Here is a 22,563-nt window from a genome sequence, read left to right on the forward strand (position 1 = left end):
CCCAAAACCAATAGGTATCGAGATCAGCCCCACGGCGCGTGAACTTAGCCGGCGAGTGCTTCAGTGTCAGCGGTTGCCCTAACCGGTTATCGCGCAATTCAAGATAGCCGTTACCAAACAGTAAAAAGTCTAACGCCCAGCTATCAAACGCCTGGCGGCTTAAATACTTGTGCGGAATGAATGTGCTGGTCAGGATGTTACGTTTAACAAAAATGGCACTGCTATGATGGGGGGCGGCGCGGGAACGTGCGCGCCAGCCCGTTAAAACTGATGGGCGGCTCATAGTAATTATCGACCCGCACACATTCCAGGTAATCAAAGATTTCACGTTTATCCAGCACGGGGATAGGGTCACCAAACGTGAACGCCTCCATTGGGGCGGTATCCGGCATCTGTGTCAGTTTCTGGCCCTGGCGTTTCTTATTCTTACGGCTCATTAAAAGACCTCAATAATATTGCGGTGGTTGCTGTTTTCACCTGTGATAGGTTCGTTGTACAGAGCGTGCATGGTCGCCCATGCCAGGTCGGCATGGCTCGCTTCTTCGCTACGGTCAGCTTCATAGGTTGGGCGGTTTCCACAGAAGGTGGCGAGCAGCAAACGCAAGAAGTCCAGTTCTTGGAAGATGAGCAAGCGGAGAACAAAATCACCAATACCGGAAGTGGCGGTGTAAATAATGTTCTCTGACTTATTGTATTTGTAGCGAACGCCATACTCAGATAGTTTCTCTTCCATGCGTGGAGCAAGGATGAGCCGTATCAAATCATAGGTTGGCTCATACATGGCTACTGGATGTCACTTTTCGAGAAGATGACTCACGGATGAGAGAGCGGATCGCCACAAGAGGGTCATGATACCAATTTATTGATAGTGATGAAGTTTAAATAATACCCTATGACCCTGTCATGTATTTCGATGGATTTTGAAAAAGACAACGTTTTGCGAGCCAGTCTTGCTAAATGTTGACGAAGATTCAGATTATGTCTCTCTATGCGTTGTGTATCACGCTTACTGACCACATGCAGTTTCCCCGCCAGTGTTTTTTCATAGCTTCTCCAGCCATCGGTCATGTAGATCACAATGTTGAAGGGAGCCAGTAGCGCCATCAGACGCACCAATGTCTTCTTTGTTCTTGGGCCAAAAACGTGGGCGATCACTTTCCGTCTACTTCAGTGCCGGGAGCAATGGCTTCTGTTATCGATTTGGGTTTCCCGGGACGACAAGCGGCATAAGTGAATTCCCGTTGCCAAGAATGACGGCAGGACTGGCAAAGATAACGTTGATGACCAGAGCGAGAACGCCCATTACGGTGGATCCCTTTAACTGCACCACAAGATGGGCAGGTCACATCAGTCTTTGCCATCTGAATGTTCTCCAAATAGACAGACTATACATGAGTCAATAAATTGATGTCATGACCCACAAGAGTATTTGCCCAATTACGTAAAATGGCATTCAATATCATTAAACGAGATACCAACAGTAAACTGAATTTAAGTGCCCGAAGGAAATCAGCCGGGTGGGATAATGGCTATATGGAAGCGCTGTTATTTAATCAATTTTAGCCTACCAAAATTTCATGCGTAACCCCTGCAATAAAACGGTGTTTAACCTTTCCCTGACAACGTGGATCTGGAAAATCAGAAAAGACCTCCACTCATTCTTTCATCTGCGCCCCTCTAAAAATGAAGGAATTATCCACTAAATATTTTCATGCGTAACCCCTGGGGATATATAGTGATATCAAGTTCAACAACCTGGTTTCTCGATATGCAGTTCCCTGAACGGCTCGCCGCACTGCGTAAGGCAGGCGGACTCACACAGCAGGCACTGGCTGATATGGATGGTGTCGCAGTTTTACAGATCCGACGTTATGAAGGCGGGACATCACAGCCTACCCTTGATGTCATACGCCGCTTGGCAATTTCGCTCGGTGTCAGTGCCGATACACTGGTTTTTGATGAGCAGGAGCGTGGCCCTGCTGACAAGCTGCGTTACCAGTTTGAAGCGGTTTCACGGATGCCACAGCATGAACAGGACGTGATTAAGGCGTTACTGGATGCGATGATTATCAAGACCCAACTCACCGGAACAATGGCGAGTATCTCAGCAAAAGAAGAGAGTTAAAACAGTGCGGCACTGAAGTGCGGGAACACTTCAGCACCGCTAACCATCACCAACTAATCGAGGTAGTTCATCATGGCTAAACGCGATTCTAAAGCAAAACCCGTTACAACTAAAGCACAGGCGACTCAGCCACGGCATTATACCGTGGGCTACCGACCGAACCGGGGCAAGCCTAATCCTTATCCGCAGCTCACCATTAAAGGCCGTTGGCTGGCTGCATTAGGATTTACAACCGGAGCACCTATCACTATTACCAGCGAAGCCGGGCAGTTGATTATCCGGCTGGTTGAGAACAACTGACAGCTAAAAGTAAAATCCCAGCGCTTGGCTGGGATCTTCAAATTCAAAGCCATTTAAAACGATATGCCAACCAAATTATCGCACCTCCTCCTCCACCAACTAGGCTACCGAGTTTAATATTATGTAACCAGTTGAGCTGATAAATATTTTTGTCAGTTAAAAGCCATTCTCCCGATATCGCTATAAATGAAAATGACATCCCACATATAAATACCATAAAAAATAACGACGATAGTGATAATTTCATTAATTAGATCCCTTATTATTGTCAATAAATTGTTCCTTCATTTTTTCATCATTTATTTTAGCTTCATCTGTCTTTTTATTATTCATGATATACATACTCATGCCTGAACCTCCCATTTCTAATTCAAAAGAACCAGCAAAGCCGCCCACTATTCCAGGAAGCGAACTCAAATTAACTGCCCCGGATATATAGCAGAATCAACATAACCTGACATATTCAATATGCTCCGTAAACAACTCATCAACTGAACATCTTTTTTGCCTCCTGATCGCTTTTGCTCCGCCCCATTTGTGTTCTATAGGGTTCAAATCCGGACTATAAGCGGGAAGCCATTCCAGTTGACATCTGCTGTCTGCTATCGCTTGTGCCGTGTCATTCCGTTTATGGAAAGGCGCATTGTCCATCACTATCACGGCGCCGTGTGGAAGCTTTGGCAGCAAATCTTGCGTCATCCACGCATAAAAAACATCGGCATTAATATTCTCGGTAAATAAGCTTAAGGTGACGAAGGTATTTTCGAGAATGGCGCCAATGACGTTGATACGGCCTTTTGCGTGCCAGTCATGCGGACCAAAACAGCGTAACCCTTTTTCCGAATAGCCATGTTGACGTGGCATCGACTGAGCAAAACCACTTTCATCCAAATACACAATCGGCCTGCCAGTCCGCTCATAGTCGCTGGTGCGCGCGATAAATGCCTGACGAGCCTGAAGATCAGCGCGAGGGTGCTGGCGCGTTTTTTTTATGGGTGATCCGAAGCCGTTTCAAGGCATAATGAATAGCCGATTGTGAGACACCTAAACGTTTTGCTCTTTCCCATTGATAGTCATCGGGAAAGTTTTGGACATCTGCCATGAGCACCGCATCAGGGATTTTCGTGGCGGGTTTATCGCGGGTCATGCAAGGTTCTATCTTATTGCACCACCGGAACAAGGTGCGCATGGAGATTTCAAAATGGGCACTCGTTTGTTCGAAAGTCAACGAATGCTTGCCTTTGTATGCCAATACTCTCTTTCGAAAATCTAAGCTGTAACCCATCTCATTTTATGCCTTGTCATCTTAGGTTTAGATATTATGTCATATTAATATGATTTAGCTATACCTGTATTTGGGAACATGTTACCGGACAATATTAAACCAGAGCATATTCGCAAGTACATGGATAAACGCGGACTGAAAGCCAAAACCCAGCCATATACGCGCGAAAAATTTTTTGTCTCGCGTATATGGCTGGGGATATGAAAGAGGAATTGTACGTAGCAACCCATGTAAAGGCGTCAGGCAATTCAAAGAAATACCACGGGATCGGTATATCACCGATGCTGAATATCATGCCCTTTATTCCGTCGCTCCGACTATCGTTAAAATAGCGATGGAACTGGCTTATTTATGTTGTGCACGACAAGCCGATGTTTTGTCACTCACCCACGCACAGCTGATGGAAAACGGGATCTTTATTCGCCAGGGTAAAACCGGAAAAAAACAAATTAAGGCCTGGACGAAACGCTTAGAGGATGCAGTAAAGCTCAGTGATACATTAATTACTGACCCAGGTATTGTCAGCCTGTATGTCATTTGTCAGGCCACGGGCCATAAATATACCCGTGACGGTTTTAACAGCCGCTGGAAAAAAGCGAAAAATATCGCGAAAGAAACATTTCCAGAGCTGGATTTTAACTTCACATTTCATGATCTAAAGGCAAAAGGGATTTCAGATCTGGACGGGACGCTGGCTGAGAAGCAAGTGATTTCCGGTCATAAAAATATTACCCAGACAGCAAGATACAACAGAAAAATTGAAGTAGTTCCGGTTGTTGGCGGTCAACACGCAGAATGATATTAGGAAAAGATATTAGGAATTTATTAGGAATGTGATTTGCGTCATGAAAAAAGCCACCTAAAGAGGTGGCTTTCTTTAACGCTAACTTACTGTTTAACAGCAAGTTTTTATATGGTGCCAGAGCGAGACTGGATTATCAATATAATTGATTGAATATATTTAACTTATTTTTACTTATTGGTTTTATGCCCCTTTATATGCCCCCTGGATTTCCTGCTTCCTGAATTCTTATATCTAACTGATTTTATTTTTCTTTCTATGTGTTTGTATATTTTATCGCCGCTTTGAAGCAAAAAAGTATAAGGTTTAAAAGTAGTTGAATGAGGTTGAAATTTGACTTTTAGAATATCATATTAAAATTTACTACTTTTATGAACTATATTACAAGTTATAACTATCACCTACACATTATATGGTAGCTCTAATTTTTGACAGGTTGCGATGATGGTATAAATACTGTGCACAACAATGTTGTTAGTTATTATTGTCATTGGAATGAATACCTGATCATAGAGCAACTACGGCTTTAGTACTATATTTGTTGCGCTGCTATGTTACCTGCATTCACTTCTCCTAGTTATATATTTATCTATGCTCTTGGGAATTTGTTGCTTTATTGTCGTGCCGTATTTTTAAATCCATAGGGTATAAGATCCTATTTGCAATAGTGTCATCATTTTTCAACTTGATTGTTGAAGTGGATACATCGCTTCTATTACGATGAACAAAACTATTGAACCACACCATCTTGGCGAGACTAATAACTACTATTTTTATCGTTTTCATGAAATGCTCTCTCGAAATTCAGTGTATTGGATAAAAGATGGTGCTGTTTATAGCTGAAAAGGGGGATGTTATCATATTACCTACTTTAGTTATTTGTTGTTGAATTTATTTACTTTTTTTAGTAAAATTTAGCTTGGGATTCATTAACTAAACTTGTAAGTTGAAGTGATATTGAATGTTTTTTGCTAAGATTAAAACTTAAGGAATAATATATGGATCAACATTTGATAAAATCTATATATGTTGAAAAATTATTTGGTTTATATACATATGATTTTGATAATGATAAATTAAATAATAGTGCAGTTATTTTTTATGGTGATAATGGTGTCGGTAAAAGTACTCTATTACGGCTCGCATTCCATTTGTTATCACCATCTAATTCTAGAGGGCATCGGACAGCTTTAATTAAAACTAATTTTCAATTATTGAAGGTTGAATTAACCTCTGGGTATATTTTAACAGCCAGGCCTAATTTAACCAAAAATGAACCTAATGTTATGGTATTAGATATCATAAAAGATGATGTTATAATAGCAAGATGGAATCATCGACCAGATGCAGCAGGATCTCGTCGAATGATAATTGATGATGATGATGTTATTTATTTTAATGATGATGAAGTTATTTATCTTAATGATCGTGAAGCTTTTGAATACCTGCCTGGACGACTGAAAAAGAATCAAAAAAAAGATCCATTGAGAAAGGTGACTAGCCAGAAATTGTATTTAGAAATACTAAAAAAAATAGCACCAATAACTTTTATCCTTAATGCAGATAGAAGGCTTGATGGAGATACCATAAGCAATCCTGATGATGAAGTAGAGTTACGTCAAGTAGTAAGAATGGGTACACCAAAACGTATCCAGGATCTTGTTTTACGTTCTAGAGAGATAGCATTAAGTCAGGCTCTGAGTGCTGCCACAAAGTGGATTGCAAGAAAGGCCGTCCAAGGTACAAATCAAGGCACTGATAATGTTCATTCTACATATGTTAGAATTTTAAAACAATTAGTTTCAACTTCAAACAAAGATGAAACAACTTTCCAAGATAATGACATTGATACCCTAAAAAGTAATTTAAAAAAAATTGGTTCAGAAACATTTTCCTTAGCTAAATATGAGTTAACTTCCTTTTTGGAAATGTCCGAGTTCGAAAAGATATTATCAACTGCATCAAAATCGGAAAGGGTATTATCTGCTGAATTATTAAAACCTTACATTGAAAGTTTAGATGGAAGACTGGAGGGAGTTCGGACAATTTATCAAATTCTTGATAGATTTATATCCACAATTAATGGGTTATTAACTGATAAGGAAATACGTTTCCAACTTAGTCAGGGTTTCCAAATAATCAATAAATTTGGGGATGTTTTACAACCTGCTCAGTTGTCATCAGGTGAGCAACAATTGTTGCTATTATTTTGCTATGTATTAGTGGCAAGGGACACACCAAGTATATTTATGATTGATGAGCCGGAAATTTCTTTGAATATTAAATGGCAAAGAATCATTATTAATTCCTTGCTAGATATTACTGATGGTGCAAATATTCAGTTTATCTTTGCATCTCACTCATTAGAAATTATTTCTCAACATCGAAATCGCGTTATAAAATTGGAAAATAAAAATGCCTGACTTACCGAGAAGAACAATAGAAGATATTAAAACTCGATATTTTGTTGAACCTAATCTTCATGACATTTATGTTGAAGGTGATTTTGATAAATTAGTTTTGAATTCTTGGTGTGAGAAGAATAATGAAAAATCCATTGTTCCATATGAAATAGATAGTGTAGATATTCCTTATGGAGTTTTGCAAAAGTACGGTTTGACGGAAGGTAATAAACAACGTGTTATTGCATTGGCAAAAGAGTTACAAGAACTGCAATGTGATAACTACAAATGTTTAGTAGATAAAGACTTAGATCATTGGTTTAATGCTGTGGAAGAAGTTCCTCAACTTATTTGGACTGATTTTAGTTCTTTAGAAATGTACTTTTTCTCTGAGCAATTAATAAAAAGAATTGTGATGGATATTTCTAACAGTAAAATTAAGAATTGGGACGTGTTTTATGAGTCTTTCTTAGTTGTGCTAAAACAATTATATTGTATTAAGTTAAGTGATAGATGTTTGAAAATTAATGTAAATTGGTGTGATATAAAGAAGTCACTAAATTCTGCTAATGACACACTTACATTTGATTATATTGGGTATATTAATAAAAATCTTATTTCTTTTGGTCAGAAACATCGAAGTGATGAATTTATCACAATTTTTCATGAATGGTTAAAAAAACTTGATTGTGATCCGCGTTTGTGCATAAGGGGACATGATTTTGTAGAGTTAATGTCTAATGCAATAAGGGAATATCGAGGAATGAAAAGTTTCCAAGAGACTGATGCGTTACAGCGCATGTTACTGGCTTTCATAGATGAAATAGATCATTTAGTTCAACAGCTGAGGTGATTAGCGTACTACACCTTATTAGTGACATATCACAATAAATATTTTATGTGATGTGTCACGATAAAGATAAATAAAAGAATTATATCCGATATTCGGAGAACATTAGAAGAATGGGGTCCCTATCGCGAACTATAGAAATTTGTGATGTATTTCCACAATAAAAGCCTCTAAGGTTGTGTTAGAAAATTTGGTTTGTAACTATTTCTCATCTTTACATTAAAGCAAAAAAGCCGTGAGGGGTAAAAATGGACAAATTGGGATGCCATTCCACACTCAGGGCTTCATATTAAAAATTATCATTTTCACGAAGTCGATCACAAATTAAAGTCGGTTATTCCTGTGGCTTAGAGCGGACTTTCCTTTCTAATAATTCTCCAGTATAAGAATCAAAATACCGACTAGGCCAGATTTCTGAAGGGTGGACACCGAGATAATCAGCAATTATCCATTCACCTTTAGGCCACGGTCTGCTGAAAGCATTTGCCAGTGTTGATGAACTGAGTCCCGCTTCACGAGAAACAGCTGCTAAGGTTGTACCGCGTTTACGCAATGCAGCAATAATATCGGCTTGATGCCAGTCATTTCTAATGTTGTTATTCATTCCTGCTACCCCTTCCATTAATTAATATTGATGGTGGTGATTCAGACAGGGTTCGCAGTACCGGGACACTCGTCCGGCGAGACCGAAGTCTCCCCCGCCTGAATCCCCATTGAAAAGGCGATAACAGGCACACTGGTAGAAACATCCTACCAGTGGAGTGTCTTTAAGGCTGCGAAACCTTACCACTAGATTTTGCTAATGGCGGGAATACTTTAACTGATTGTTTTATCTAACTCAATAACCGAACGGCTAAGTTGAACGACTATAAACCCGTTCAACATAACGCCCGCGGCCATCACCGTGCCCTAAATCCATTGATACCAGTGCTCTTGCTTCCTGACGGCTAAAACCCTTCTGTTGGTAAAAATTAAGCGCATCCTGCGCCCACGCATAGCGCAGACTATGAGGAGAATAGCGGCCTGTTAAACCAATCTTTGTGGTATGTGTCCGCCAGTAATTCATGGCCTGTTTGAGATCCGGTTTATCAATCAATCTGCCGCCACGTTGCTCTGCAATAGCCATGGCCTGCTCGACAGCTTCTTTTACTGCTGCAACATCCAATACACGGGTTTGTCTTGGCCGGCCGCCTTTTGTACCGAAAACAACATGCAGTTTCGGCTCTGGCTGTTCTAATTGTTTGCGCCAGCTTTTCAATGACGCACTGCATTGCACCGCTTCCTGAGAACGTAATCCCAACAATCGGGCAAGTTTCAAGGTGACGGCAAATCCAGCATCACGTTCAAGTGCTTTCTGATAAACAACCTGAAACGTAGTATCAGGGATCGCCTGCTTAGTTCCGGCGCGGCTGGTTACGCTTAATCCCAATGACTGATTACTCAAACGCGGCGAGGTTTCCAGTTTCTCCCGGCCTGCCATGCGGAAGATATTGCGCAGCGCGGACATTTCATTTTGCACTGTTCGTTTGGCAATTCCCTGAGATAAACGAGTATCAACGTACTGCTCTACATGTTTGGCTTTCAAATTATTAAGGCTTTTCACCTGAATATTCAGGCTCAATAACAACGCACCCAAACGCCCAGCGATCCGAATGCGATCATGACAGGTTTTATGACTACCACCGCCTTGTCGGGCAAAAAACTTTAATTCTTTAATCAATCGACTCATTGGCTTCCCCTTGTGGATGCTTGACAACATGCGATCTCTGGCGCGCGACCATTCTGGCAAAACAGAAAATAACTGCCTTGCCCTTGATCGATATCTGTGCGCCAGAGTGAACGCAGGTTGAGGTATTGCGGGGTATCGGTTGAGTACGCGGTACTGCCGCCTGCGTGTGCAGGTCATCCCCTCCGGCAAAAAAGCCAGCCTCGATATCGTCAAGTTCTCCTTTTTCAATCTAAAAATGCAGTGTCAGATTCACTGCGGGGTGAAGCAGGCCTGAGCCTGTCAGGGTTCGATTGTTCTTTGGCTACGGCGTCACTTTCAGCGATAAACCGGCAAAAAGTCACGCCTTAAGTTCCACGAACGGTCAGCAAAAATGGTACGAGCGTTGAAATGCCAGCAAGCACAGCAAAACAAACGCCGCAAGGTTCAGTGTCAAACGGTAGCAATGAGTTAATCGTTTAGGTGTAGAAAGTAGTCTGCTGAATATTTCAGACAGGGATAGTCAGAAGCATGAATGGGATGCGTGAAAGACATCCGGTTGTTTATTGAAGATAAATGAAAATGTGATCTGGTACTGATATGAAAAGTCAGTGCATGAACCAACGTTCAACACACTTCGGAGACAATATAAAAACACCTTTTGGGTGTATTTTTAGTTTAAGAAACCTTCATCACCAGACAAGGGGTTTATGTCTGACAATATCTGCTTCCAAAGGTGGGCAGATGTACCGCAATCTTGCTCTCCCTTTCAGGCTACGGGAGTTTTTTTGCCATTACAGCTATGTGACCATCTGTGATGGTCAGGAAGTTCGTTCAGGCTAACTGATTTATTAAATATTCTCAACCAATATTTACGCTACCACCACCGATAACCACACCACCACAATCAACTGTATCACCCGTTCTGGCAGCTGGTTTTCCCTCAATAAAAACAGAATTTGAGCCACTTGCTATCGCCCGAGAGTGGGATGAATGTAATTGTAGTGCATCTCCTTGCCGGGCGAGATAAGCACCATCCACTTTGACGCTGTTAGCGCCAGTAATGACTGGTGTTGCCGGACAATCGCCATGTTCTGTACCAATATCACCGATTTTGACCGCATTTCCCATACTATTTTTCTCCATGATTGCAGGAAATGGAAACATATTTACTACAGTAATTATCTAAATGAGTAGCAACTAGTTAAATATTATCAATAAACTTATTAGCTCTATACCAGCCAGGCGTTCCATCATCAATAAGGTTCGATAAGATTGATTTATCAAAGTTATCAATATCAAAATTGTCTTCTCTGATCACTTTATTAAGAATTCCTTCTATAGATCCTGTATCAGTAATTTTTTCGGAAAGCAGGTAATCATAGAAAAAAGCTAAAAATGATAATGAGTTATTAATGCTGATACATTTTCTTAGTTCTGCCAGTTTAGATAACAAAATAGAATCAAGCTTTTGTAAATATTTCTCTTTTTGTTTTATTTCTATCAGCTCATACTGTTCTTCGTTAATTCTGAAAATCTTATATCTTCCCTTGGCATTATCAGGATATTTTTCTCTGATTTTCAGGAAATTATCTTCTTTATGTACATCTTGATAGTCTGTTGCAACTTTTTGGATCGGTCCTAAAAAGCAATGTATTTCCCAGTCACTTAACACACTAAGAAAATCCCAGATATTACGCGGATCGTAAAAACGGAAAAAGACAGGTTTATCCTGCTGAGGTAGCAATACTTGCAGGTATTTTCGTAAATGTTGTCGAACGGTTTTCATGTTTGCTTCACTGTGAACGAAAATCCCCCACGGGGTTCTACGGCACTCCAGCCAAATTTTAACTTTTTCATCAACTTGAACCAGATAAGGCGCAATTTTAACTAATTCTGGCTGGAGTGGTTCACCATAGAGGCAGGTGGAGGGGGGATCATAATGTTCGAGCATCAAAAATAGGTCAGGCTCTGCTGAGCCGTCGATAATAGCATAAAGGGTTTCCTGACTCATTCCTGATTCTCCTTATCTTTCATTGGGCAGTGGGCGACGAACATTGAACCTTCACTTGCCGCTGCAAGTAGAATGGCGGGGTTAGAGGGTGCAAGTAAGTCACCGGGACTACCACCGGAATTCAGATTAATAGCTATGCCTTTGATATCAATGCCGCCGCCATGAAGCACAATAAAACTCCCGCCAACACGCAGGGTAAGTTTGCTGCCACTTTGTAGTGTCAGATCCCCTTGCGCATCAATACTGACAATACCCTGAATCTTTTCTGCCAGATCGCCTTTAATTTGCAACGAGCGGTCACCGTCAATCTGCTCAAGATAGTTTCCTGTGGTTTTATGATCTTGTTGACCTTCGACTGTGATTTTACGATTGTTGGCGATAACCAATTCATCGTCATGCCCGATGCTGGTTGTACGGTCATAATTAATGCGTTCGTCGCGTGAATTGAGCACCTTAATGGCGAGATTTTTTTGCGCATGAATAAAGACCTCTTCACGATCTTTCTCATCCTCAAAACGCAGTTCGTTAAACCCCTGGCCTTTATGCGTCTTCGAGCGGATTGACATTTGCGTTTTTGCCATCGGCAGGCGGTTTGGCGGAATATTATTGGCATGATATGCCCGCCCGACAATAATCGGCTGGTCGGGATCACCGTGTATAAAATCCACTAACACTTCGTGACCAATGCGGGGAATGGCAATCATCCCCATTAATTGACCTGCCCACGCTTGACTGACGCGTACCCAGCAGGAGCTTTGATCATTGAATTTACCGTATCTATCCCAGTCAAACTGAACCCGAACACGTCCGTGTTCATCACAAAAAATTTCCTCGCCCTCCGGTCCAACAACCGTGGCAATATGAGGGCCTTCCATTTTGGGTTTCGGATAGGGCGAAGGACGATAAGAATTTTTACGGCTGGTGAAAGTAAACTGATTGGAAAGCCAAGTGCCGCTGCCGCCGGACTGGGTTTCATCGGCTTGTGGTTGTTGCCCTGAATGAGTTATCTGAATTAATTGCCATTGATCATTAAAGGTTTCTTTGGGATGGTCTGTCAGGTCAACTAATTGCCCCGGCCACATGGCAAAACAGTCACCATTACCGTTACCAAGTTGAGTATCTCGGCGTAAATATTCCAGACGATACTGGCTTGCCCGTTGCCCTAATTCGTCATCTTTATAGCGGCTGGGAAAATCGTAATAGTTGTAGCTTTTCAGTATTCGTTGGTTGGCAAGGTTACGCCCTTCATACCAGAATTCTCGGTTCCAACGCGGATTTTTGAAAGTCCGGTCTTTGGCAGTGACATTGGTAACGCCAACCTGTTCTGACCAATTTAACTGCTGGATACAGGTCGTCGTGCCCGTCACATCAGTTTCTGGACGATAGGCCACACTGATAACCTGATTGAGAGACAGACAGGAATCGTGAAACATGATGTGCTGTTCATGTTGTTCCTGATCGAAAGTGAAGTAATAAAAAATGCCTTCATCAGCCAGTAAACGCTGAATAAAAGCCAAATCACTTTCATCATACTGAACGCAAAATTCCCGCGGTGGATGTTTGTAACCGAGCGCAAAGGAAATGTTTCGGACGCCATTTTCTTTGAGCAGGGTTTCGACGATATCCACAACGGATTGGTTCTGAAATATACGGCTATTCACCCGTAATGAGGCACGCCATAAAGGGGGATGAATGGTGATACGGTAGTGGCTGGTGTGACGTCCGGTAGAAAGTTGCGAAAATTGTGTCACCATGCCAGTGAGTTGTCGTTCAACTTTTCCATTGCGATGCACGGCAAAAGCGGCATTTTTGTCGAGAACATCGGCAAAGTCAATCTCTGGGCTTTTACAGGTTAAAGCTGCTTCCAACCGAAAAGGGGTTGATAACGCTTCATGCAGGGTAAAATCGACAACGGCAAAGGTTTGTTCAGGTAATTGTTCTGTAATGAGTGTAAATACCAAACCTGAGCGATCAACTAGTTGGGTCATTTTATCCATTATTTCACTCATATATTATCTCCATAATCTTTTATATATCAATTTGTTAGTTAACGCTGAATGATAATTGTAATTTTAAAAATTCAAATAATCATTAGGTCCTATTATTTTTAAATTTCATTTTTTCATTTTAAATTATTTCATCTGTATATTTTTAAGCTACTCCAGTACCTGTATCTTTATTATCTGATTTTGTAAGGATTTTTTGGGTTATTGTTTTTTTAGGGCGCGCATTGTAATGCTCCTTATTTAACTCGCTGTTAGGAAATGGTGCTGGAATTGATTTTATATGAGGAATATTATTATCGACTTTCATATCACCTTCGAATGTTCCCGTTGCTTTACTCATCGCATTAATTTCACTCAAATCATTCCATGTTGCTTTGGGTTTCAATCCAGCACTGCCTAGGGCCTTCCATGTAAAATCAATGCAGCTATTCCAAGCTCCATTATAATTAAGGTCAAAATCAGGATTTTCTTTATCTTTGGCTAATTCACCATATTTACTTAATTTATTATAATGATCCTCTGTGATTTCTATCGTACGGCTAAAACGTGGGTTTTCATAATGTATTGTGTCTTTTTTAGTTACTACTCCAGGGCCTGTAATGCCTGATTTAATAGGTGCAAATCCGTAGGCGTCATTAACTTTCCCATCTGAAATTTCATACCACATATGCCCAGCAGCTGAGGTTACTCTTTTACCTTTATCAAAATGAGGAGTTCCATCATTTTTATTAAGAGGGGTTCCTGGATGTGCAGCATAAATGGTAACAGTATATTTTTTTTCTAAAGAACTAACCAAATTTTTTACAAATTCAGGCCTTGCTTGTGGAGGTGGGCACTCGGCACATGGCTTACCTGCTGCATAATTTATGTTTTGATTTGGATAAGCAATTCCATTAATTAATTTCCTTTTATTTTCTACTGAACGGCTGTTATCTTTAATGATATTTACTAATGATTTTTCGGTTGAATTTACTGGTATCATATTTATAAATCCTTTTATTTTATTGCATATTGCCTAATATAAATAAAATAATCTAACTCATCTATTTTGAATTCTGGTAAGTTAGCTAAAACTTCAACTTGCAAACGGTACTGGCCATATTTATAGTCATGATAAAAATCTACTAAATTAAATAAATTATCACCCCACCCGCCAGAATATAGAGTTATATTTGAGTGATTTTTTTCATATATTAAATCTTCTGTTAAATTATCATTAATTTTATATATTTTTATATTAAAAATAGGGTTATTTTTATTTTCGGAGATAGATCCTTTTACTTTGAAAATATCACTTATATAGAAACCAAGATCAGACTCTTTTCGTTTTTTGATATTCAACATTATTTGAGGTGATGGAGTGTTGGCGGGAAAAAGATAGAGAAGTTTAGGTGTCGGTTGGGGGACATTCCAAAACACCATTTCTACTTTTTCCCCTTTTTCATATAGTTTAATAGGGGTTTCAATTGAGTGGTAATCGCCAATTGTAGTGGGTTTAGGATTTAAAAAAAAGTAAGGATCTTCTGTGGGGGGACGCATCCACTGGATTAGCATTACGATACCTGCCCCCAAAAAAGCAGCTAAAGTCAATAACATCGTTTTTTTCACCATATTTGTTCTTTCCATCCAGAAGCAAAGAAAATTTAGGATTCCGTGCCACAGTTAAATTAATAGCTACGATCTCATTACCTTTGAGAAGTGGAACCGACTAAAATCTGTTGTCCTATCAATGACAACTATTTATCCTAGGTATATATACAGAACAAGATATAACAGAATAATTTATATATTCAAGTGTAAATAGAGACACATAAAGAAAATTGTGATTAACTTCTCTCCTTAAATAAAATCAGTTAATTACATCATTTAAATTTCATGTAACACAATAGATTCAAATTACACTGACGCGCTACGCTTGTCTTCTATGGGTTATCTGGCTAATGTATTAACCAGATAATCCATAGAATCTGAAAAATATTATTCCTGCCAGAAAAACTATTTTTCACAATCTTACCCTATTAAAGAATTAAAGATAAAACTGTTCACCCTGTTCACCTGTAAATATTTTTGTTTAAATTCAATTAATTAAATGATGATAACTTGAAACCAAACTCATCATTAGTCTTCATCCAACCCTTCACCTTAAACCGGAAAAAAGGTGAACAGGGTTGAACACTTATGGATAGTTTTAAAATAACTCTTCATCCTATAATACATTGATATATCTGGTTTAAATTATAGAGTGAACAACGGTGAATACTTTTTTATATTTATTTGAAAAATGTTTGTGATGGAAGAAATTTATTCTTCTGGCGGGTCATTCCTTGTCAGTTTTGGCATCCATTCACTGGCCGTGTCGATATTCAGATTCATATTGCTACGAATACCGTATTTGCTTTTTTTGCGCAGGTAATGCTGTCCATATTCTGCCAGTGTGCCCGGCATATCCATGCCAAAGCGGGTTACGGAAATGGGTTTATTCAGGTTGTTGCCTTTCATATAGGCAAGGTAAGCGTGATAAAGGTACTTGCGGGGATTGAACGGCACAATCTCCGCATTGCCGATTAACAGGCCATCGGCTTCATCAGATGCAATCAGATAACCACAGAAATCGACTAGTGGATCTGTACCACGTTTGATATCCAGCGCTTCTTCTGATTTTTGTTGCTCTGTCAGTAAATGCCTTGCGGTTTGTGGGTCAGCGAACCGATGCAGCAAATGTCGGATAATCACAGGCAATTCCGCCGAAATTTTATCCCGCAGGAGTGGATCGCGTTCATTTTCCGGTACGACTTCGGAAAAGTTGAAGATTACCCGACGCCGCGACACACCACCACTGCGATCACTGAAACTCATGGCATTATTGTTTACTGCCAGCACCACAGCAGGAATACGGGTGGAATAGGGTTGTTTGTGCTTCGGGTCAATGGCCACTTCATCGCCACCTGTAATGGCCTTGATACCGGAGCCATCACCGACATAGCGAGTTTGGTCTGGTAGGATAATCAACGAATAGCCAACAATCAACGCCCGTTCCCGTGGGTTTTCCAGTGCGGCCATGCTGGCGGAAACAGTGTTGCCTTTACCTGCCAGCATCGAGCAGATTTCAGCAAAGATGCTTTTGCCACTGCCTCCGGCACCAGTGACTTCCAGAAAAAGCTGCCAATCGTAGCGATTCGCCAGCACCATAAACAGGGCTGCCAGTACTCGATTAAATTTGTTTTCACAATGGGCTGTTGCCCGATTCAGCCAGTGCCAGAACTGTGGCGCATGGTTTTTCAGGGTTTCCCCTGAAATGGGGGAATTGAATTCAACGTCATTAGCAAGTAGCAGCCAGTCACTTTTACGATGCGACCGAAACTGGCAGGTTTTCAGGTCAAACACACCATTATTGAATCCGATTAAATGGCGTTTTGGCGGTTGCATCATGGGAAGTTGTAATTTCAGGGCATCCACGGCAGAACTAATACCATGCGGTGAGTATGGTAGCTTTTCTTCCATAAAGGCAGCCACCATTTCCCGTTTTAAATCACGATCACTGACCGGACGCCAGACGATACCATCATAGTGATGAACGCTTTCCGAAGCGCCATCCAGAGCCAAATTGCTGTCATAACGTGCCAGTAACACTTCCCCGCGCTGACTGGCTCCCATCTGGCATAATGTCAGTTTCGAAGGCTTGGTATCATTGGACTGAGTGGCTGATTTTTTCTTGACGGGTACGGGTTGATAGAGCTCTTGAGAAAAGGCCTGCTTTGCTGCATCAATGCCATGCTGCTGACGATAATCATCCCAATCAGCTTTGTATTCCGTTGGTGGCAAGGTAACCCAACCGTTCACTGCAAGGGCTGCTTTTTCTGCTGAGATCTTACCGATATTGACTTTGGGTTTGCCGTTCTTATCCAGTTCGTCGGGACTGTGCCAGTCATTATCGGCGGCGAAAATAATTTTTGTATCCAACCAGCGCTCCCGAACTGCTTGAGCGACAGATAGCAAATTACCTGCATCCAGCGCCACTAAAACAGTACCTTTATAGAGCTGATTAACTGTGAACGCCGTGGCATAACCTTCGGTAATGATTACTGTGTCGGAGTGCTCTTCCAGCTCTGATACAGCAATAAATGCACCTTTCTTCTGGCTACCAGAGAGTAATTTTTTCTCGCCATTAGGCTTAATGATCTGTGCGCCTGTTACTTTTTTATCCAATGTTGTCAGTGTCAACACTATCGAATTATCGGACAGCAGCCGCTGACCAGGGCAATGCAGCCCTTTTGCGGTCAGATAGGGAGATTGCCCGGCGACAGTTTGCGCCATCAGTGCCGTCACTCTTTCAGCAATCGACTGTGTTGTTTGAATGCTTTCCCTATTTGGCTTGGGTTCTGGCAAAGGTAATGCCAGCGTATCCGCAATAACTTTTGCTGCTTCAAGAATCGAGATCCCTTTGGTTTTTGCCACTAAATCCAGCCCATCACCATAGTTTGGGGCGTCACATTGGCGACAATGCCAGTTGCCATGATGATGGTCGTCAATAAAGTGAAAACGGTCAGTACCACCGCAGACAGGGCAAGCGCCATGTTTCCCCTTTGCAGGAATGTCGATGCCGCATGCAAGCAGCAGATTTTCCCAATGGTACATGGCGGATCTTTTCACGGTCTGAATCAGATCGAGCGATTTTCGTCCATCTGTTTTATCTGAAGATGTAAATTTAGGGCGAGTTTGGTTATGCTGTGTATCAGCCATTATCGTTATCTCTCAACGGTTATTGGTCAGACGCCCTGTATGTGTTGCGAGCACTACGGGGCGTTGTTTTATTTGGTTACTAAAATTAAAATGGTCATTACCATGTAATTTAAAATATCCTTGGGTAATTACCATGTCAACACAAAAAGAAAAACGATCTCCACAATACCAAATGAGATTAACGGAAGAATTCAGGCAACAACTTGAAGAACAAGCAAAAACCGATGGTGATGCTTCCCTTGCTACATGGATCAAGCGCATACTCCGTAAAGAACTCCAATCGCGTGGTATTGAACCCAAAGGTTGAACCAACCGACAGTTAGTCAGGAGGATAGCTCCCATACCGCTATCCTTTTTTCGTTTAAATAACAATTGCAAGATTTGCCTATCTCTCAATGAATGGATTACCCGCATCGTGAACTGATGCACCAAAATTCAGTCAGCACGCTATCAGGTACGAGACTCAGCAATCCGCTGATCTACCCAGCCATCAATTTCTGATTCAATAAATGCAACCGAACGAGGGCCAATTTTGACTTGCTTCGGAAATTTATCTTCTTTAATGAGCCTGTAGATCCATGCCTTGCTGTAGCCCGTTCTGCGCTGAACTTCTGGCAGGCGAATGAGACTTTCTTTAGATGTTGTCATTGTTGGCATGTATACCCCCTGTAATCGAGCCCTTGAAATGCCCTAGTGGGCGTTATTTGACGACAGAGGAATTATTTAAAAATTCAGATTAATTGAAAGCGTAAACTCTTTAACCAATTCGTAAAATTAATTGCTGTCTATTGACTGTATAAAAAGCAACCTTGTGTGCCACAGGCACAGCAGCCTAAAAAAACACCATGTATATAGCTGTGATGGTAAATTTAACCAAATGAAAAATAAGGAAAATGTATGATGGGTCAGGGTATGGGATTTTTAGTTGATTACACGCTGTATTAAAAATAGTCTTTTTTGTCCTGGGCAACAAAGTTTAAAAAAATGCCTTTTGCATAAAGGCTAATCAAAAGAAAGATAAGATAATTCATTGACAAGATCAAAATATGGAATTCTTACCTGTTTATGCACTACATAAACAGGCTTTGCTAGCAGTGCCAGCAAAGGTTAAAAAAACATCACATGATGATTGCCATAACAAGGGATAGGATGCGGAGTTTTTAGCTGGCTATATATTGTGTGAAAAGTAGACTTTGTTGGCACTGCCAACAAAGTCTAAAAAATCATCATGAACTCAATACGTTCTGAGCATTAATCCATGTTACTTCCGGCGTTTCTTAGCAAAATCATACGGCGTGATATGTTTTTCCCGGTTGGCGTCCAGATAATCGGCCCACCATTGCACCATCAGCCGTCGTTCGTCCAGATGTTTAGACGTGTGAATATAGGCAGCTCTGACATTTTTTCTTTCTACATGGCTTAACTGGCGTTCGATGGCATCATCGTTCCATAATCCTGATTCACCCATTGCACCCCGCGCCATTGTTCGGAATCCATGCCCGCAAACATCGATTTTGGTGTCGTAGCCCATGCCACGCAAGGCATTGTTGACGGTGCTTTCGCTCATGACTTTTTGTGGGTCATGATCATTAGGGAACATGACCTCACACTCGCCGCTTAACTCTCGCAATGATTTGAACAGAATGACAGCCTGATGACTCAACGGTACAATATGCTCCGTTTTCATTTTCATGCCCCGTTCAGAGAATTTAACCCCTTCAATGGCTTTTCTTGTAGCAGGGATTTTCCAGACTGCATTTTCAAGGTTAAGTTCTTCCCAACGAGCAAATCTCAATTCACTGGAACGGACGAACGTTAATAAAGTCAGCTCTACTGCGATACGGGTGATTAAGCGTCCACGATAGCGAGAAAGTCGGCTCAAAAATTCAGGTAAACGTTCATGAGGTAGGGCGGGATGATGTTTAGATTTAACAGTGGAAAGTGCGCCAGCCATATCATTAGCCGGATTGGAATCAAGAACGTCGCTTTGAACGGCATAACGCATGATGGAAGTGACACGTTGCTGTAATCGCTGGGCAATATCATGTTTTCCATCCACATCAACGGTTTTGATCGGTGCTAAAAGTTGGCTTGTCCGCAAAGTGGAAATATCAAGCCTGCCAATATACGGGAATATATAATGTTCAAGGCTGCGTAGAATGCGGTTGCCGTGATCTTCGCTCCAACGTTTGTTGCTGGCGTGCCAGTCACGGGCGACTTTTTCAAAGGTATGTTTTCCTTTTGCCCCAGCATGTGCGTCTTTTTTCTCGGCTTTGGGATCAATGCCCTGAGCAATCAGCTTCTTAGCTTCGTCTCTTTTGGTACGAGCATCGGCTAAAGAAACGGTTGGATAGACACCGAAAGCCAGTCGGTCTTCTTTTTTATCGGTGGGGCGATAGTACTTCATGCGCCAGTACTTCGAACCACGTGTCGTGACTTCTAAATAGAGACCACCACCATCGGCGAGTTTGTAGGTTTTTTCTTTGGGTTTTGCTGTTTCGATTTGTCGTGCGTTTAGTTTCATTATAAGGGGCACATTTAAAATAGAAGTGTAGGTGCCCCTGATTATGCCCCGCAGTGCATGTTGATTGCAATAGACTAGAGTAGACCAAAAAAGAAAAGACCTGATTGATTTATCAGGTCTTTCTAGGGGGTTGTTTACTTGAGTAGACGTCAGTAAACTTATATATGGTGCCCAGGGCGGGACTTGAACCCGCACAGCCTAAAGGCCGAGGGATTTTAAAATCGTTGTTATAACTTTATTTATCAATTAGTTAATCCTATTTTTCACTATATACGCCAATTTTTCACCCTAAAATATTCAACAAGTTAAAAGCCTAAAAAAGCCAATATAGTGAAGAAAAGCCATAAGGGACTAGAAGTCCCTTGTCCTTGCTTTAACATTTAATTAACACTATCAGTGTGTCCACAGTTCTCAAAAACCCCTTCACAATCTAGGGGTAATCACCCCTAATTACTCCGATTGCGCAGACCACTTGATATCGGATTTAGCCCACCTCACATTCCACACCGAATCTGCTGGCATCTGGACACATTTTACGCAATCTACCCCAATATCCACTTAAACTCACCTTCCGAACATTTATTGAACTGATGATCTGTTTAATTTCAATGCACTCAACAGCCAATTACCCGTTTTTACTGCGTGAATCAACCCATTGCGTAATTTCATAAAACCTCGGTTTGGCGGCAGGCTCGGCGTTACCGGTCGGTGTGCCTATTCCGTGGCCGTTAGAAACCCCGCCGGCTGGCTGGTTGAAATGTGATGGTTCGACATTCAATGCAGAACAATGTCCGGAGCTAGCGCGTGTATATCCCTCACTGCGATTGCCGGATTTGCGGGGAGAGTTCATTCGTGGTTGGGATGGCGGCCGCGGGATAGATGCGGGACGTGCTCTACTCAACTGGCAGGATGATAGTTTTCGCGCACATAATCATGGAATTACAGCATTTGATGCGTGGGAACCCACGGTGTTGACACCTAATGACCGATCTGGGGACGAGCTGTTGTCGACTGATAACGTCGTTAGAGATGGACGCAATCGGAACGGAACCGACAACCACAAATATCAAACCCGGAATGGAGGGGGGAGTGAGACCCGCCCCCGTAATATTGCATTTAACTACATCGTGAGGGCTGCATAGTGATTCAGGCAGAATTGAATAGCGATTTTATCGCCATCGTGGCCGGAAATATCACCGTATTTCATTACAATGAGAAAACGCATGAATATATTTCGTCCTCTGTAAATTATTTACCCGTCGGTGTCAGCATCCCTGCACACTCGTGTATTGATGCACCGAGTGAACGCAGGATTGGTTATGCTATTTGCCGCACGACGGATTTAGCCGGCTGGGAATATGTTGCTGACCACCGTGGTGAAACGGTATACAACATTAAAACAGGTGCCGCACAGGTGATTGCAGCGCTCGGTAATTATCCGCCAGACACAACACCAGACGCCCCCGCTACCCCATTCGATAAATGGGATGGAAAACAATGGGTCACGGATATTGCGGCCCAACAGGTGTATGAGGTACAACAGGCTGAATCTCAAAAACGACAATTGTTGGATACAGCCAGAGCCAAAATTGATATTTATCAGGATGCTGTTGACCTCGATATGGCCACCGATGCTGAGCAAACCGCATTAACCGAATGGCGCAAATATCGGGTACTGCTCAACCGGGTAGACTGTTCGACAGCACCCAACATTGACTGGCCTAAAGCGCCAGAATAACAATCAGGGGCATAGTTTGCCCCTATATTTATTCCGACTCAGTCAATTTCCGTTGTTGCTGATTCCAAATAG

At 41.6% G+C, this 22,563-nt stretch carries 20 protein-coding genes and 4 pseudogenes; 8 read left to right on the forward strand and 16 right to left on the reverse strand.

The window, feature by feature from the left end; all coding sequences use genetic code 11:
- Window positions 1–4: 4 nt before the first annotated feature.
- From Xets_RS10485 to Xets_RS10500, 3 pseudogenes are all read right to left on the reverse strand, one after another.
- A pseudogene (locus Xets_RS10485) lies at window positions 5–437 on the reverse strand (capsid portal protein); the annotation flags it as partial.
- Window positions 437–586: pseudogene (locus tag Xets_RS10490) on the reverse strand (terminase); the annotation flags it as partial. The pseudogenes Xets_RS10485 and Xets_RS10490, both read right to left, overlap by 1 nt.
- A gap of 273 nt (window positions 587–859) precedes the next feature.
- Window positions 860–1,361, reverse strand: a pseudogene (locus Xets_RS10500) (IS1 family transposase).
- Window positions 1,362–1,768: 407 nt separating this feature from the next.
- Between Xets_RS10500 and Xets_RS10505 the strand changes: the two are divergent.
- The gene (locus Xets_RS10505; protein ID WP_187651624.1) at window positions 1,769–2,125 is read left to right on the forward strand and encodes a helix-turn-helix domain-containing protein; all 357 of its coding nucleotides are present in this window, start codon (window positions 1,769–1,771) and stop codon (window positions 2,123–2,125) included.
- Between the two features lie 72 nt (window positions 2,126–2,197).
- Window positions 2,198–2,425 carry a SymE family type I addiction module toxin gene (locus tag Xets_RS10510; protein ID WP_187651610.1) on the forward strand — a complete coding sequence of 76 codons (228 nt, stop codon included), beginning with the start codon at window positions 2,198–2,200 and terminating at the stop codon, window positions 2,423–2,425.
- A 246-nt stretch (window positions 2,426–2,671) separates the two neighbouring features.
- Here Xets_RS10510 and Xets_RS10515 read toward each other — a convergent pair whose 3' ends face one another.
- The 3 genes from Xets_RS10515 to Xets_RS10525 are packed head-to-tail and all read right to left on the reverse strand — an operon-like array spanning window position 2,672 to window position 3,710.
- Entirely contained in the window at window positions 2,672–2,842 is a 171-nt protein-coding gene (locus Xets_RS10515) for a hypothetical protein (RefSeq protein WP_187651611.1), read from the reverse strand.
- A gap of 27 nt (window positions 2,843–2,869) precedes the next feature.
- Window positions 2,870–3,418, reverse strand: a complete 549-nt coding sequence (locus Xets_RS10520; RefSeq protein WP_187651625.1) for an IS630 family transposase — start codon at window positions 3,416–3,418, stop codon at window positions 2,870–2,872.
- Entirely contained in the window at window positions 3,387–3,710 is a 324-nt protein-coding gene (locus Xets_RS10525) for an IS630 transposase-related protein (RefSeq protein WP_187651612.1), read from the reverse strand. Before Xets_RS10525 ends, Xets_RS10520 begins: the two co-directional genes overlap by 32 nt.
- 60 nt (window positions 3,711–3,770) lie before the next feature.
- On the opposite strand from Xets_RS10525, the pseudogene Xets_RS10530 reads away from it, so the two are divergent.
- The 3 genes and pseudogenes from Xets_RS10530 to Xets_RS10540 form a co-directional block, all read left to right on the forward strand.
- Window positions 3,771–4,509: pseudogene (locus tag Xets_RS10530) on the forward strand (tyrosine-type recombinase/integrase); the annotation flags it as partial.
- A gap of 1,001 nt (window positions 4,510–5,510) precedes the next feature.
- Window positions 5,511–6,935 (forward strand): AAA family ATPase, encoded by a 1,425-nt coding sequence (locus tag Xets_RS10535; protein WP_187651613.1) that lies wholly within the window; start codon window positions 5,511–5,513, stop codon window positions 6,933–6,935.
- Window positions 6,928–7,767, forward strand: a complete 840-nt coding sequence (locus Xets_RS10540) for a DUF4435 domain-containing protein (RefSeq protein WP_187651614.1) — start codon at window positions 6,928–6,930, stop codon at window positions 7,765–7,767. The genes Xets_RS10535 and Xets_RS10540 overlap by 8 nt, the downstream gene beginning before the upstream one ends.
- Before the next feature lie 331 nt (window positions 7,768–8,098).
- Here Xets_RS10540 and Xets_RS10545 read toward each other — a convergent pair whose 3' ends face one another.
- From Xets_RS10545 to Xets_RS10580, 8 genes are all read right to left on the reverse strand, one after another.
- Window positions 8,099–8,368 (reverse strand): helix-turn-helix transcriptional regulator, encoded by a 270-nt coding sequence (locus Xets_RS10545; RefSeq protein WP_038216601.1) that lies wholly within the window; start codon window positions 8,366–8,368, stop codon window positions 8,099–8,101.
- A 249-nt stretch (window positions 8,369–8,617) separates the two neighbouring features.
- Window positions 8,618–9,493, reverse strand: coding sequence for an integrase domain-containing protein (locus Xets_RS10550; RefSeq protein WP_187651615.1), 876 nt, complete (start codon window positions 9,491–9,493; stop codon window positions 8,618–8,620).
- Between the two features lie 837 nt (window positions 9,494–10,330).
- Window positions 10,331–10,600, reverse strand: a complete 270-nt coding sequence (locus Xets_RS10555; RefSeq protein ID WP_038198028.1) for a type VI secretion system PAAR protein — start codon at window positions 10,598–10,600, stop codon at window positions 10,331–10,333.
- Between the two features lie 73 nt (window positions 10,601–10,673).
- The gene (locus tag Xets_RS10560) at window positions 10,674–11,483 is read right to left on the reverse strand and encodes a DUF4123 domain-containing protein (RefSeq protein ID WP_187651616.1); all 810 of its coding nucleotides are present in this window, start codon (window positions 11,481–11,483) and stop codon (window positions 10,674–10,676) included.
- Window positions 11,480–13,492 carry a type VI secretion system tip protein VgrG gene (gene tssI, locus Xets_RS10565; RefSeq protein ID WP_255430603.1) on the reverse strand — a complete coding sequence of 671 codons (2,013 nt, stop codon included), beginning with the start codon at window positions 13,490–13,492 and terminating at the stop codon, window positions 11,480–11,482. Before tssI ends, Xets_RS10560 begins: the two co-directional genes overlap by 4 nt.
- Before the next feature lie 142 nt (window positions 13,493–13,634).
- Complete coding sequence (locus Xets_RS10570; RefSeq protein WP_099133545.1) at window positions 13,635–14,471, reverse strand: hypothetical protein; 837 nt, start codon at window positions 14,469–14,471, stop codon at window positions 13,635–13,637.
- Between the two features lie 14 nt (window positions 14,472–14,485).
- Window positions 14,486–15,100 carry a hypothetical protein gene (locus Xets_RS10575; protein ID WP_187651617.1) on the reverse strand — a complete coding sequence of 205 codons (615 nt, stop codon included), beginning with the start codon at window positions 15,098–15,100 and terminating at the stop codon, window positions 14,486–14,488.
- Between the two features lie 690 nt (window positions 15,101–15,790).
- Complete coding sequence (locus tag Xets_RS10580; protein ID WP_187651618.1) at window positions 15,791–18,229, reverse strand: DUF5906 domain-containing protein; 2,439 nt, start codon at window positions 18,227–18,229, stop codon at window positions 15,791–15,793.
- Window positions 18,230–18,362: 133 nt separating this feature from the next.
- Between Xets_RS10580 and Xets_RS10585 the strand changes: the two genes are divergently transcribed.
- Window positions 18,363–18,536, forward strand: coding sequence for a hypothetical protein (locus Xets_RS10585; protein ID WP_167386044.1), 174 nt, complete (start codon window positions 18,363–18,365; stop codon window positions 18,534–18,536).
- A gap of 143 nt (window positions 18,537–18,679) precedes the next feature.
- On the opposite strand, the gene Xets_RS10590 is transcribed toward Xets_RS10585, so the two are convergent.
- Both Xets_RS10590 and Xets_RS10595 read right to left on the reverse strand, forming a co-directional pair.
- Window positions 18,680–18,886 (reverse strand): AlpA family transcriptional regulator, encoded by a 207-nt coding sequence (locus Xets_RS10590; RefSeq protein ID WP_187651619.1) that lies wholly within the window; start codon window positions 18,884–18,886, stop codon window positions 18,680–18,682.
- A 604-nt stretch (window positions 18,887–19,490) separates the two neighbouring features.
- Window positions 19,491–20,753, reverse strand: coding sequence for an integrase arm-type DNA-binding domain-containing protein (locus tag Xets_RS10595; RefSeq protein WP_187651620.1), 1,263 nt, complete (start codon window positions 20,751–20,753; stop codon window positions 19,491–19,493).
- 680 nt (window positions 20,754–21,433) lie between these two features.
- On the opposite strand from Xets_RS10595, the gene Xets_RS10600 reads away from it, so the two are divergent.
- Window positions 21,434–21,895, forward strand: coding sequence for a phage tail protein (locus Xets_RS10600; RefSeq protein WP_099134143.1), 462 nt, complete (start codon window positions 21,434–21,436; stop codon window positions 21,893–21,895).
- A complete protein-coding gene (locus tag Xets_RS10605; protein WP_244208812.1) occupies window positions 21,895–22,491 on the forward strand; it encodes a tail fiber assembly protein in 597 nt (198 codons plus the stop codon). The genes Xets_RS10600 and Xets_RS10605 overlap by 1 nt, the downstream gene beginning before the upstream one ends.
- Window positions 22,492–22,563 lie beyond the last annotated feature (72 nt).

The organism is Xenorhabdus sp. TS4, assembly GCF_014467265.1.
Lineage (GTDB): Bacteria > Pseudomonadota > Gammaproteobacteria > Enterobacterales > Enterobacteriaceae > Xenorhabdus > Xenorhabdus ehlersii.